13 protein-coding genes are annotated in these 12358 nt (G+C 61.6%); all 13 read right to left on the bottom strand.

Annotated features, from left to right (window positions below):
- Nucleotides 1-87: 87 nt before the first annotated feature.
- Nucleotides 88-528, bottom strand: coding sequence for a TIR domain-containing protein (locus C556_RS22515; RefSeq protein WP_083930672.1), 441 nt, complete (start codon nucleotides 526-528; stop codon nucleotides 88-90).
- A 132-nt stretch (nucleotides 529-660) separates the two neighbouring features.
- Nucleotides 661-1071, bottom strand: a complete 411-nt coding sequence (locus C556_RS0118350; protein ID WP_018749709.1) for a hypothetical protein — start codon at nucleotides 1069-1071, stop codon at nucleotides 661-663.
- 14 nt (nucleotides 1072-1085) lie between these two features.
- Nucleotides 1086-1565: a TIR domain-containing protein gene (locus C556_RS0118345; protein WP_018749708.1), complete on the bottom strand. Its 480-nt coding sequence runs from the start codon at nucleotides 1563-1565 to the stop codon at nucleotides 1086-1088.
- Nucleotides 1540-2169, bottom strand: a complete 630-nt coding sequence (thcA, locus tag C556_RS21150; RefSeq protein ID WP_018749707.1) for a Thoeris type III anti-phage system protein ThcA — start codon at nucleotides 2167-2169, stop codon at nucleotides 1540-1542. The genes C556_RS0118345 and thcA overlap by 26 nt, the downstream gene beginning before the upstream one ends.
- Nucleotides 2170-2174: 5 nt before the next feature.
- Nucleotides 2175-3308: a Thoeris type III anti-phage system protein ThcB4 gene (gene thcB4 / locus C556_RS0118335; protein WP_018749706.1), complete on the bottom strand. Its 1134-nt coding sequence runs from the start codon at nucleotides 3306-3308 to the stop codon at nucleotides 2175-2177.
- A gap of 11 nt (nucleotides 3309-3319) precedes the next feature.
- Nucleotides 3320-3823 carry a toll/interleukin-1 receptor domain-containing protein gene (locus tag C556_RS0118330; protein ID WP_026263207.1) on the bottom strand — a complete coding sequence of 168 codons (504 nt, stop codon included), beginning with the start codon at nucleotides 3821-3823 and terminating at the stop codon, nucleotides 3320-3322.
- 349 nt (nucleotides 3824-4172) lie between these two features.
- Nucleotides 4173-5294 (bottom strand): ribonucleotide-diphosphate reductase subunit beta, encoded by a 1122-nt coding sequence (locus tag C556_RS0118325; RefSeq protein WP_018749704.1) that lies wholly within the window; start codon nucleotides 5292-5294, stop codon nucleotides 4173-4175.
- Between the two features lie 94 nt (nucleotides 5295-5388).
- Nucleotides 5389-5952, bottom strand: coding sequence for a hypothetical protein (locus C556_RS0118320; protein ID WP_018749703.1), 564 nt, complete (start codon nucleotides 5950-5952; stop codon nucleotides 5389-5391).
- A gap of 85 nt (nucleotides 5953-6037) precedes the next feature.
- Nucleotides 6038-6667, bottom strand: a complete 630-nt coding sequence (locus C556_RS0118315) for a hypothetical protein (RefSeq protein ID WP_157236269.1) — start codon at nucleotides 6665-6667, stop codon at nucleotides 6038-6040.
- A gap of 205 nt (nucleotides 6668-6872) precedes the next feature.
- The gene (locus tag C556_RS0118310; protein WP_018749701.1) at nucleotides 6873-9734 is read right to left on the bottom strand and encodes a ribonucleoside-diphosphate reductase subunit alpha; all 2862 of its coding nucleotides are present in this window, start codon (nucleotides 9732-9734) and stop codon (nucleotides 6873-6875) included.
- 966 nt (nucleotides 9735-10700) lie between these two features.
- Nucleotides 10701-11522 (bottom strand): hypothetical protein, encoded by an 822-nt coding sequence (locus tag C556_RS0118305; protein ID WP_157236268.1) that lies wholly within the window; start codon nucleotides 11520-11522, stop codon nucleotides 10701-10703.
- A 72-nt stretch (nucleotides 11523-11594) separates the two neighbouring features.
- Nucleotides 11595-11723 carry a hypothetical protein gene (locus C556_RS24145; RefSeq protein ID WP_018749699.1) on the bottom strand — a complete coding sequence of 43 codons (129 nt, stop codon included), beginning with the start codon at nucleotides 11721-11723 and terminating at the stop codon, nucleotides 11595-11597.
- A gap of 218 nt (nucleotides 11724-11941) precedes the next feature.
- On the bottom strand, nucleotides 11942-12358 hold a 417-nt coding region (locus C556_RS0118295; RefSeq protein WP_018749698.1), incomplete at its 5' end, for an autotransporter outer membrane beta-barrel domain-containing protein.

The following is a 12358-nucleotide window of genomic DNA, read 5'->3' as shown; positions in this document are numbered from 1 at the left end:
AGGATTTGATGCAAGTATCTTCAGTATGTATTCATCGAAAGGCATTGAGTCCCAATCTATGGCTGATGAGGAAGCGAAAAGAACGGACTACTTACCTGCTGCCTTTGCGGCAGCTTCGACCCAAGCGCCGAGATTGTCTCGACCGTTGTCCTTGTTCCAGAGATAGTGCTTATATCCGTTTACGCGCAGCGAGCAGCAGTCTGTTGTATTGCCATGCATGTCCGAAATTTTGCTAATGTCAATGGTCAGTAGACCGTTGCCACGGGCGATACTTTGCTCAATTTCATATTTAACCCACTTACTTTTATGGGTGCTCGCGCCGATAAGAACTACGGTGACGGATGTGCCATTCAACTGATTATCTATCCATGTTTGGATGGCTTTATTACCTTCACGCTCGACCTTTTCAAATTCGGCCTTGTCAATGAAGCCGGATTTCATAACACCGCCAATGATGTTGCTGTTGCGCACGTTCATCGCGCGATGCACATCATCGTATTTGAAACTAAAAAATACTTTGCGAGCCACTTTTTGTCTCCGCTGGAATTGGCTTGAGGTGCAGTATTGTTTTCAGATGCTGATTGGTTTGACGTTTTAGGTGCACACTGGGGTGACCAATATATACGTACATACTATAGGGCCCGACCGCCCACGTCGTTTCTAGCGGATAAAGAAAGACAGCAGAATCATCAGAAGGCCCAAAGTGATGTAATACGGGAACAAGGTCCGTGAGAACAAGGCCGAGAACCATCGGTTTCGTGGGTCGCTCTTGTACGGCTCTGTGTTCATCGAGAAATCGACATCCTCCTCCTTAATCTGTCGTACGTGCTCGTACAGTGAACGAAAGCGCCGCTCCATCGCAAGAAAGTAGCCATCCAAGAACCAGAAGATGAACAGGGGAAAGTAGGCAACAACGATGTAAGCTTTATTGGTGTCCTTGGCCGCCAGTGCGAAAAGCGCCGCGATCAGCGTGACACTCCAGCCCTTTAGCAAGAACAGATTGCCCGACATTCGGCTGATAGAGGCTTGGATAAACTCTAGATGTTTGTGCTTGTTGGAAATGTCGGACATGCCGGGTACTCGCTCTATGTGCGGCGGGCGATAGCGTCGTTGACCCAAGCCGCCAAGTTGTTCTTAATGTGGTTGTAGGCATCGTGTGAAGGCGGGTCATACACTGGCGGCCGGACGATGGTGCCACCGTCCCGGAACTCGAACTGGTCAAATGGGTTGATGCCTTTTGCGCAAATGCCCTGATTCGGACAACGCAGGCTATGGATATGAATACCTAGTAGGCCGCGGTTCTCTGTCCAGGCCTTTCTGATCTCGTGCTGAACCCAAGGCCGCGCGTGCGTCTCGGTGCCGATTAGCACGACTACGCAGCGCTTGTACTTCATGTTCGCATCGATCCAGCGCTCGATGGCACTAGAACCGCTGCGCTTGACAGTCTCCCAGTCGTTCTTAGAGACGGGCTCGTCTCCATCGATCATGCCCATCTGACGGATCTGCTGCACCCGCATGACATCATTGTCGAAGTGGAAGCTATAAAACACCGGCACTCGCGCCATGGTCTCCTCCTAGGTCTACGAAAGTTTCACGTTTTTGACTGGGCCGGATACCCAAGCCACGATACAGCAGCGCCACAAAATCCAAGGGGGCCAAATCGTCAGGTGGCAGGTAATGTAAGTCGCTCGCTAATTGGCGCGCGGCGCCTCCGGTCTGTGCAATGGGGATGCATGTTGCGTTGGGCCAATAGCTGGTGAGGAGCTTGTGCTCGTCCAAGATGCCATGCATGCCGCCGATGAAGACCGCAGCCTCGAACTCAGTGGAAGTGAACATGGCCTTGCGCATTTCCAGCAGACTAGCTTCAACGTCTTCGCCGACCGCGTCGACCAGCCTTACATTGGCAAAGTGCCTGTTCTCGGCGGGCAGCACCTTCTGGAACAACCGCGACTGAAACAGTTCGACCGCCAAGGTGTACTCAACACCAACGGCTTGGGCAGCAGACCACAACAATGGCGTGATCGCTGGATGGCCGCCCCAAACCAGCTTCTTGCGACCCAGCACTACCAGCGCTAGCGCGTTGACGGCGGCCTGAATCTCCTGTGGCCGGCAGTCCGAGCTGTATGGCTCGCGCGTCGGCACACTAGCAGAAAGAAAGATCGCGCCCACGGCTACTACTCGATATCGGCCAACTGCCAGTCGGCCTCGCGGCTTCGCAGCCATTTAACAGCGCCGACGCGGGAAGCGAGCCAGTCCAAGTGGCGCCGCCATTCCTCGCTGATGCCAAGGTGGTCGTAGACCACAGCCGCAGCACGCGAGTCGCTCAGGTCAATGCAGTCGTGGACATCGACCGACGTCGGCACGCCGACGACCGGGTAGGCCACGAGCTGATTACCGGAAGGCAGCTTCAGGATGACGGAGCGCTTTTGGCCTACGCCTTCTACGCTGCCGCCCAAATCCTGGATCGCGGTGCGGAGCGTACCGACCATGTTGGAGTGCCGGAGCGCCACGCTGACGCTTCGCACACGCTCCAACTCCAGCGCGATGTCTGCCACAGCGGCGGGGGTGAGGCGGGTGCCGTTGAAATCCGTTTTGGTCAGCTTCTTGGATGTGGCCAAGTGCGATTCACGTACCGGCGTGTGATCGGGCCAAACCAACTGCAGCATGGAGATGTGCTTGGCGATTGCCCGCCCCCACTCAGCCGTTGTCCACCGGCTGACGAAGTAGCCCGGAGTGTCGAGCATGACCAGCACATCAGAATCGCACAACCGATGCCAGAGCGCGGCCTGGAAATCAGCGGCTACGGAGACCGAATGCGTGTCCAGAAACACGTCGAAGTGCCGCGCGGACAGCGCCTCGTAGAGCTGCAAGGCGACGTCTGCCGACTCCTCACGGCGATAACTGACGAAGACACGCCGCTGGGGCGGCAGCAAGCCCAGACATTGCAATGCAGCCGTGACGACCCGTCGTAGGCCAGCATCAGCAGGATCATGGAACATCGCATTGATGCTTCGCAACTCGGATGGCAACTCGGCACTGACGCGGGCGGCTGCGCTGATGATGGGCACTATGGGCACTCCCAACTTGGCCAGCCGGGCCGCTTCAGGATACTCAGCGCCTTCGGAGCCGAAAAAGACGGCCACCGTGGCTGTCGTATCGCTGAAGTCGGCGGTGATGCCACGGTCGATCGTGTAGTCACGGCCATGCAGCAAGCCAAACAGGCCGAGGCATTCGTCAAGCGTCGCCGAAAAGACAGAGGTCTGCAGATCGGTCGGTGAGCCCAGTAGCAGGCATTGATAGAGCGCCACGAACGCCCTCCTTACAGGAACGGCACGGTGCGAACGAACTGTCCCTGGTTGCTGCCGGCCGGCACCCAGAGCAATTCGCCAGCACTGGACATGTCGACACGGCGGTATAACTGCATGTACTCGTTGCCATGCGTGGTCGTAGAGTCAGATGTCTGGACGATAGCAATACGGTCCGGCTGCTTCTGGCCATCGGCATAGCCTAATTCCCACGGGCACCAGCGCGAGGCCATGGAGTTAGCAGTGGCCAGAAACAGAAACCAGTCGCAAGTCTTGATGCGGTGCTGGATACGTGACGCTGTTTCTCGATTAGGCTGGAGTGGCATCGACGCGTCTTTCCAGTCGATGTACAGCTCAACCCCCTGTTCTGCGAGCAGTGCCTGCAACCCCTCGGCGAGCTTATCATCACGGTGGCTATGGCACAGGAAAGCCGTCTTTTGCAAACTGGCTCGGGCTTGAGATTTGAGAAGCGGCCGCCGTTGACCGGCCCGCAACAATTCGGATTGTGGGATTGCCATTAGTTTTTCTCCCTATCCACTCGGTATAGTCCCCAAATACTCGGTACTGCCAATTGATGCATATATGAGCGGCAGAGGGCTGCTCCAATTACGTTCCGGCGCAAATTTCTATCTTCCTAGCTGTAGAGGCCTTGGCAAACCGATCTCTCTAGCGTAAGTGCGCCATTTGCGTACCCTATCTCTAGGGGTTCCTAAGCAGTTTTGGATCACACGCTATCAAGCCCCGCTCCATATTCGAAATACGCTCGCCAGTTTCATTTCTCAAAAGAAATGAAAAATTTTGTGTCGTCGGGTGAAAAATTATGCGTCGTAAATGAAAAATTATCTGTCGCCCGACGACGACCAGCCCTCAATCCCAATTCAACGCCCCACCGCTCTGATACTCGATCACGCGGGTTTCGAAGAAGTTCTTTTCCTTCTTCAGGTCGATCATTTCGCTCATCCACGGGAACGGGTTGGTCACGCCAGGGAACAGCGGGTCCAGGCCGATCTGTTGCAGGCGGCGGTTGGCGATGAAGCGCAGGTATTCCTTGAACTGGGCGGCGTTCAGGCCCAGCACGCCGCGCGGCATAGTGTCCTCGGCGTAGGCGTATTCCAGGTCCACGGCCTTCTTGAACAATTCGACGACCTCGGCCTTGAAGCTGTCGGTCCACAGTTGCGGGTTTTCCAGCTTGATGGTGTTGATCAGGTCGATGCCGAAATTGCAGTGCATGGATTCGTCGCGCAGGATGTACTGGTACTGCTCGGCGGCGCCGGTCATCTTGTTCTGGCGGCCCAGGGCCAGGATCTGCACGAAGCCCACGTAGAAGAACATGCCTTCCATGATGCAGGCGAACACGATCAGCGATTTCAGCAGTTGCTGGTCGGTTTCCAGGGTGCCGGTGGTGAAGTTGGGGTCGGTCAGCGCGTCGATGAACGGGATGAGGAATTCATCCTTGTTCCGGATGCTGGCGACCTCGTGGTAGGCGTTGAACACCTCGCCTTCGTCCAGGCCCAGGCTTTCCACGATGTACTGGTAGGCGTGGGTGTGGATGGCCTCTTCGAAAGCCTGGCGCAGCAGGAACTGGCGGCATTCGGGCGCGGTGATGTGGCGGTAGGTGCCGAGCACGATGTTGTTGGCGGCCAGGCTGTCGGCGGTGACGAAGAAGCCCAGGTTGCGCTTCACCAGCCGGCGCTCGTCCTCGGTCAGGCCGTTGGGGTTCTTCCACAGCTCGATGTCGCGCTGCATGTTCACTTCCTGCGGCATCCAGTGGTTGGCGCAGGTGGCGAGGTACTTCTCCCATGCCCACTTGTACTTGAACGGTACCAGCTGGTTGACGTCGGTGGTGCCGTTGATGATGCGCTTGTCCACCACGTTGACGCGCCCGTTGGCCGGGCTGGCCGCGACCGGGGCCGCGGGGGCGGCGTCGGCCTGGGGTGCGGCGGGACGCGGGGCGGCGGGGGTGATGATGTCGTCGTCGAAACTCAACATGGTGCTTGGTCCTCTTGCTTGGCGTTCGGTATCGGCCCGGTGCTGCCGGGCGCAGTGGTGTTCTTGGCGCCTGCCTGGCGGTCTTGCCGCGGGCTCAGGGCTTGCCCGGCCCGGATAGCGGCCGGAAGTCGATGTTGCTGGTATCGGTCACGCCCCACAGTACCTGGGCGTGGTTCAGGTCACGCACGCGGGTGTCGCTGGTCTGGGCATCGGGCCGGTAGTTCAGGTTCACGTTCATCTGGCCCAGGTAGACCACGCGGCCGGCATCCACGTGGAACGGATCGTTGCGCGGCACGTTCACGTATTCGCGATAGCGCCAGCCGCCGATCTCCTGCATCCAGCTGCCGTAGGCCTCGGTGATGCGGTAGTCGCCCGGCGGCAGGCTGATCAGGAACAATCGGCCCTTGCCGTCCGGCTCGTCGCCCGGCGCGCGGATGTAGTCGGTCAGTTGCTGCGCCAGCACCGAGGTATTGCCGCCCACGCCGTTGATCACCACGCCGGCCTGGGCGGTATCCGGATCGAAGGTGGTCATGGTGACAGCGATCAGCGCGGCGCCCTGCCCCGGCAGCACCGCGAACTGGCCGTTCTCCACCTTGGGGCGGAATGCCGCGCACGCGGTGAGGGCTAACGCGGCGAGGACGACGATGACTCTACGCATGATCCGCTCCTGGCTGGACTGCAAAGACGTATGACTCCTGGCGTGAGGGATGGTGCCGGCCGTTGATGCGGCCGGCGGTCCCGTCTCAATAGGGATAGGGCAAGCCCGCGGCCTGCGGCAAACGCAATTGCAGGTTGCTCATGTCGTTGATCTCGTCCTGCTGCGCCAGCGCGTAGAAGTCGCGCGCGCGCTGGTCGGACACCACGGCCACCGGGGTGCCGTCGAGGATCACGTGCAGGTTGCCCAGATACGCCACTTCGTTGGGCGCCACCAGGAAGCGCTGTCCCAGCGGCACCCAGAATTCGCGGCGCTTGTCCTCGCCCTTGGGCTGGTAGCTGCCATACACGTAGCGCATCAGGTACGGGCCAGGCGGCAAGGTCAGTTGCAACAGCTTGCCCACGCCCGGCGCCTGCCCGGCAAAGTTGAGGACGCGGTCGCGCGCCTTCACCGTCACCTGCTTGGCGCCGCCCGGGCCCTCGTATACCAGGGTGGCGTAACCGTCGCTGCCGCCCGGCGGGGCGTCGAAGGTCAGGCTGAACACCGCCAGCGCGCGCCCGTCCGGGGCGTTCAGGCGTTTCAGTTCCACCGGCGGCGCGGCGGGCGCGGCGGGGGCTGCCGCCTCGGTCGGGGCCGAAGCGGGCTGGGGGGCTGGGGCGTCATCGGCCTGGGCATGCATGGCGAACAATGCGGCCACGGCGGCTAGCGCTCTTTTCATGGGACTCCTGCCTGTTTTGTTGTTATGAAAATCGTTGTCACCCGACGTCGTTCCTCCACGACGCCCTGCTCCACCAGCGCGGCGCCGCCCGGCCCAGCCTGCCCCACCAGCGGCGCAGCGAGCGGGCGGCGCGCCCACCGCGCCGGGCCGGCTGCGCGCAAGGCGCAGGCGACTCGACCGCGGGGACGGCCTCAGCGGCCAGGAGTCACTGGCAGGCTTCGCACTCGGGGTTGTCGATGCTGCAGAACTTGGCGCCTTCCGAAGCACCGTCGCCGGCGCCCAGTTGCGGCGCGGCGCTGATCACCGGCGCCGGCGCGGCCATGCCGCCGCTCGACGGCACTGCGTTCAGCTCGCCGCCACGTCCGGTGGATTTCTCGGCGCTGGTCGCGGCCAGGGTGCGCAGGTAGTAGGTGGTCTTCAGGCCACGGACCCAGGCGTGCTTGTACAGCTCGTCCAGCTTCTTGCCGCTGGCGCCGGCCATGTAGATGTTCAGCGACTGCGCCTGGTCGATCCACTTCTGGCGACGCGATGCGCATTCCACCAGCCAGGCGGGCTCCATCTCGAAGGCGGTGGCGTACAGCGCGCGCAGGTCTTCCGGGATGCGATCGATGCGCGACACCGAGCCGTCGAAGTACTTCAGATCCGAAATCATCACTTCGTCCCACAGGCCGCGTTCCTTCAGATCGCGCACCAGGGATTCGTTGATCACGGTGAATTCGCCGGACAGGTTCGATTTGACGAACAGGTTCTGGTAGGTGGGCTCGATGCTGGCCGACACGCCGACGATGTTGGCAATGGTGGCGGTCGGGGCGATGGCCAGGCAGTTGCTGTTGCGCATGCCGTAGGTGGCGATGCGCTGGCGCAGCGTGGCCCAATCCAGGCGCTCGGTGGTGTCCACATCCAGGTAGCCGCCGCGCTCCTCGGCCAGCAGCTTGAGCGAATCCTGCGGCAGGATGCCGCGATCCCACAGGCTGCCCTTGAAGCTCGGGTAGGTACCGCGTTCCTGCGCCAGCTCGGTGCTGGCCCAGTAGGCGTGGTAGGCGATCAGCTCCATCGACTGGTCGGCGAACTCGACAGCAGCATCGCTGGCGTACGGGGTGCGCAGGCTGTACAGCGCATCCTGGAAGCCCATGATGCCCAGGCCGACCGGACGGTGCTTCAGGTTGGAATTGCGCGCCTTGCGCACCGGGTAGTAGTTGATGTCGATGACGTTGTCGAGCATGCGCATCGCGGTCTTGACGGTGCGCGCCAGCTTTTCGGAATCGAGCTGGCCATCCTTCAGGTGGTTCACCAGGTTGACCGAGCCCAGGTTGCACACCGCGATTTCGTTGTCGTTGGTGTTCAGCGTGATCTCGGTGCACAGGTTGGAGCTGTGCACCACGCCCACGTGCTGCTGCGGGCTGCGGATGTTGCACGGGTCCTTGAAGGTGAACCACGGGTGGCCGGTTTCGAACAGCATGGTCAGCATCTTGCGCCACAGCGTCAGCGCCGGCAGCTTCTTGGCCACGCGCAGCTCGCCGCGCGCCGCCTTTTCCTCGTAGCGCAGGTAGGCTTCCTCGAACTTCTTGCCGTACAGGTCGTGCAGATCGGTGGCTTCGCTGGGCGACAGCAGCGTCCAGTCACCGCCTTCCATCACGCGCTTCATGAACAGGTCGGGAATCCAGTTCGCGGTGTTCATGTCGTGGGTGCGGCGGCGGTCATCGCCGGTGTTCTTGCGCAGCTCAAGGAATTCCTCGATGTCGGCGTGCCAGGTCTCCAGGTAGGCGCAGACGGCGCCCTTGCGCTTGCCGCCCTGGTTCACCGCCACGGCGGTGTCGTTCACCACCTTGAGGAACGGCACGATGCCCTGCGATTTGCCGTTGGTGCCCTTGATGTGGCTGCCCAGCGCGCGCACCGGGGTCCAGTCGTTGCCCAGGCCGCCGGCGTACTTGGAGAGCAGCGCGTTTTCCTTCAGCGCCTCGTAGATGCCGTCCAGGTCGTCGGCCACCGTGGTCAGGTAGCAGCTGGAAAGCTGGCTGCGACGGGTGCCGGAGTTGAACAGCGTCGGGGTACTGGACATGAAGTCGAAGGTGGACAGCACGTTGTAGAACTCGATGGCGCGCGCTTCGCGATCCACCTCGTTCAGCGCCAGGCCCATCGCCACCCGCATGTAGAACGCCTGCGGCAGCTCGATGCGCTCGCCGTGCACGTGCAGGAAGTAGCGGTCGAACAGGGTTTGCAGGCCCAGATAGCCGAACTGGTAGTCGCGCTCGTGCTTGAGCGCGGCGCCCAGGCGGGCCAGGTCGAACTGCGCCAGCTTTTCGTCCAGCAGCTCGGCTTCGATGCCGCGCTTGATGAAGCGCGGGAAGTAATCGGCGTAGCGCTCGGCCATCTCCTCGTGGCTGACTTCCTCGCCCAGCACCTCGCGGCGCAGGATGTTCAGCAGCAGGCGAGCGGTGACGAAGCTGTAGGCCGGCTCCTGCTCGATCAGCGCGCGGGCCGACAGCACGGCGGACTTGCGTACTTCCTCGGCCGGCACGCCGTCGTACAGATTCTTCAGGGTTTCGGCCAGGATCACGCCCTGGTCGGTCACGCTCTCGTAGCCGGAGCAGGCGGAGGCGATCAGCGCCTTCAGGCGGCCCAGATCCAGCGGGCGGGCGCTGCCGTCCTCGTACTTGACGTTGAGCGAGGACAGCGCCTCGCCCGGCTGATCCTCGCCCTTGGCGGCACGCTCGGCGGCGCGGCGCTCGCGATAGATCACGTAGGCGCGGGCCACGTCGTGCTCGCCCGCGCGCATCAGCGCCAGTTCCACCTGGTCCTGGATATCCTCGATATGGATGGCGCCGCCCTCGGGCTTGCGACGCATCAGCGCGGCGACCACCGATTCGGTCAGCGCGGCCACGCGCTCGCGCACGGCGGAGGAGGACGCGGCATGGCTGCCCTGCACCGCGATGAACGCCTTGGTCACCGCCACCGAAATCTTGCTCGGCTCGAACGGAACCACCGAGCCGTTGCGGCGGATGGTCTTGTAGGCCGCGTAGCGGCTGTTGTCCTGCTGGTCGAAATGGGTCTGGGTTTCGGTCGTCATACGGCTTCCAGTGGTGCTCTCCAGTGCGGCGTACATGCACGGCTCCTTTTGAAGGATGTTCTGGGGACAAGATGTGAACAAGCTGTGGGCGCCCTGTGAACAAACACAAGATATTGTGTCCAGGACGCCGAGTTGCCACAAATACTAGGGGAAAGCCTTCGGCTAGCGCAATACGGAAAACGTGTGTTAGGCCGATCAGCGGCGGCTGATATGCGGGGTGAAGGTGCATCGATGATCCAGGAATCCGACGCTTCGGCCCGGGAAGGCGCGCTCCCGCTGATGTCTCAGCCTGACGTGGCCGGCCCCGGGCCCATGGCGAATGACGTGAAAGCGAAAAGCGCCGATTCTCGCTCTCATCCAACCGACAAACGGTATGCCGGCCAGTGGTGTCGAGTAGACAGGTCACAACCGGCGGCCCTCAAGCCGACCAGATGCCCCGAGACGCTGCCCTCCGCGCTCAGATCTTCGCGCGTTCAGGTTCAGGTGCTGCGCGGCGATGCGCCCGCCCGGCTGGGTTGAGGGTATCGGCGACCCGCACCAAACCGTTTCTTGACCTGGAGGTTGTCGCTGCTGCTGAAGGGGGCGGTTTGCCGCAGGTCGCGGGCGCCCTGCTTGCCGTCGGCACTCGGCATCGTCCGCGCGATACCGAAGGCCAACAACAAGTGCGTAAATAGCGGGAAGGATGGCTTTATATGGCCAGGCCGAATGGCACGAAGGCCGGAGCGTCGGTCAATGTATGCGCTCCGGTGTGAATCGGGATTTCAATCCATGGGCGATGATGGACTGGCGGAAACGGGGCAGTGCCGAATTGAATGCCCATGACCCGATCAGAGCGCCAACGGGTTTCTGGTGTCAGCCCTGCCCGGATGGCTCGCCAAAGCAGGCCACTCAAATTCGAAAATCGCGACAATATTGCGAGCAACGGAATATGGCCGGCTTTACAGGCCGGCCATATCGGCCATTTATTTAATTGCAGGTAAAGACGGCAATGCCGCTGTAGAGCGTGTTATTAGCCAGGACGATCTTCCAGGGGCTGACCAGGACGAATCCGCCATTGACGCCTTCGCCCAACGCGGTCGCCATGCCGGAACCACTGGAAAGGAAACCACCACTCACCTTCACCGAACTCAAGGAGCTGGCATCGAAAGTGGCCGTCTGGCCAATCGTGGTCGCTGCGGCGCCGCCGGCCGGGGTCATATCCAGCTGGATGGTTGCAGTCGCGGTCCCCGATACCACGGCAAGGCTGGCCGTGCCCTGGATGGTGCCTTTGACGCTGCCGCTGGTCGGCACGGTAAAGCGGCCGGCACAGGTGGGCGCCGCATCGGCGGGCATTGCGGCAAATCGATTGAACGCCGCCGTGTACCAGTAGCTGGTATCCGAAATGGCAATGCCGCCCGGATTGGTGCTGGTCGTGACTTGGCCATTGGTGAAGCCGGCGACGACATAGGAAGCGTCACCCATCAGATCGACGACCTGGGTATCGGCGCTGAATTGCGTCGTGCCAAAAGTACGGATGACGCCAGCCTCGTCAGGTACTGCCCCGCTCGCCGAGCCGCCCAATTGCGTCAGCGAGGGGCTGTAGACCATATACCGGCTCTCAGAACCAACCACAAAAGGCGCATCCACGCTACTGACCACCGGCGTAGGCGTAGGCGTCGAAGTCGGGGGTAAAGTCGGATCGGGCGGATCGCCACCACCATCATTGCCACCATCACCACCACCACCGCCGCCACAGGCGGCCAGAATTGCCAATACAGCAGCCGACACAATAAATCTTGCAATTTTCATTTCAACCCTCCCTTTGGAACGAGTTGCAAATATATATTTATTTTTCTTTGTAAAACCTGATTTGACTTTTGTTTACAACGCCAATCCCACCCAGAAGGTGCCGGTCAGGTGCGAACTGCCGAATCCTTCCGGCCGGGCCACCGACCCACCCACCGGGAACTCGTAGCGGAACGCCTTGGCGCTGCCGCGGATGCCGGCCACCGACGTAGCAGCAGGTGCCAACGCTGGCCGGGCTGGATCACCATCCCGGAGTCGCCCGGCACCCGCAAAGCTCTTAGGAATCCACGCCAGTGAAATGGCTCTTTACGAAAAACAGGAATGCCCACCGTTTGCCTGGCTTGCGATGAAGGCCAGCAACTCCAGGAAGCCATGAGCGGCCCCCTGAAGTCGCTGTCCGATGCGCCCGCTGCGGGGCGGTGCTACCAGCGGGTCTTGACCCCCACCTGCGCCGATCCGCGCACATAGTCCTGCCCGCCGATCTCCGCGCCCAGCGTGAGCCAGACGCTCACATCCTTCGCCACATCGCCGCGCGCGCCCAGCCTCAGCTCGCCTCGGTTCGCCGGCAACGCCTCGGTGACCACGTCGCCATCGAACACCATGCGGTGCGAGCCCGGTCCGTGCCACCAGTTCAGTTCGGCAAACGGCTGCAAGGGCGTGACCCCGTCCGCCAGCGTGGCGGCGGTCTGTTCCCAGCGCAGCCCCACCCGCGTGGTCACGGTCCGGTCGGAGATCTCCCGCACCACGGTACCGGTCTGCTCGGTGTGGTCCGACGCGCGATAGTCGGACCAGATCACCTGCGCCTGGGGCACCACCAGGTAGCGGGCGCCCGCCGTACC

Source organism: Chitiniphilus shinanonensis DSM 23277 (genome assembly GCF_000374805.1).
In the GTDB taxonomy this organism is placed as follows: domain Bacteria; phylum Pseudomonadota; class Gammaproteobacteria; order Burkholderiales; family Chitinibacteraceae; genus Chitiniphilus; species Chitiniphilus shinanonensis.
Note: the sequence above shows the minus strand (reverse complement) of the source record. Positions and strands in the feature narration are given on the sequence as shown.

Excerpts from the sequence above, each read along its gene's own strand:
- C556_RS0118350 (WP_018749709.1), bottom strand. The coding sequence starts at position 1,071 with ATGTCCGACATTTCCAACAAGCACAAACATCTAGAGTTTATCCAAGCC.
- C556_RS0118345 (WP_018749708.1), bottom strand. The coding sequence starts at position 1,565 with ATGGCGCGAGTGCCGGTGTTTTATAGCTTCCACTTCGACAATGATGTC.
- C556_RS0118330 (WP_026263207.1), bottom strand. The coding sequence starts at position 3,823 with ATGGCAATCCCACAATCCGAATTGTTGCGGGCCGGTCAACGGCGGCCG.
- C556_RS0118325 (WP_018749704.1), bottom strand. The coding sequence starts at position 5,294 with ATGTTGAGTTTCGACGACGACATCATCACCCCCGCCGCCCCGCGTCCC.
- C556_RS0118320 (WP_018749703.1), bottom strand. The coding sequence starts at position 5,952 with ATGCGTAGAGTCATCGTCGTCCTCGCCGCGTTAGCCCTCACCGCGTGC.
- C556_RS0118315 (WP_157236269.1), bottom strand. The coding sequence starts at position 6,667 with ATGAAAAGAGCGCTAGCCGCCGTGGCCGCATTGTTCGCCATGCATGCC.
- C556_RS0118310 (WP_018749701.1), bottom strand. The coding sequence starts at position 9,734 with ATGACGACCGAAACCCAGACCCATTTCGACCAGCAGGACAACAGCCGC.
- C556_RS0118305 (WP_157236268.1), bottom strand. The coding sequence starts at position 11,522 with ATGAAAATTGCAAGATTTATTGTGTCGGCTGCTGTATTGGCAATTCTG.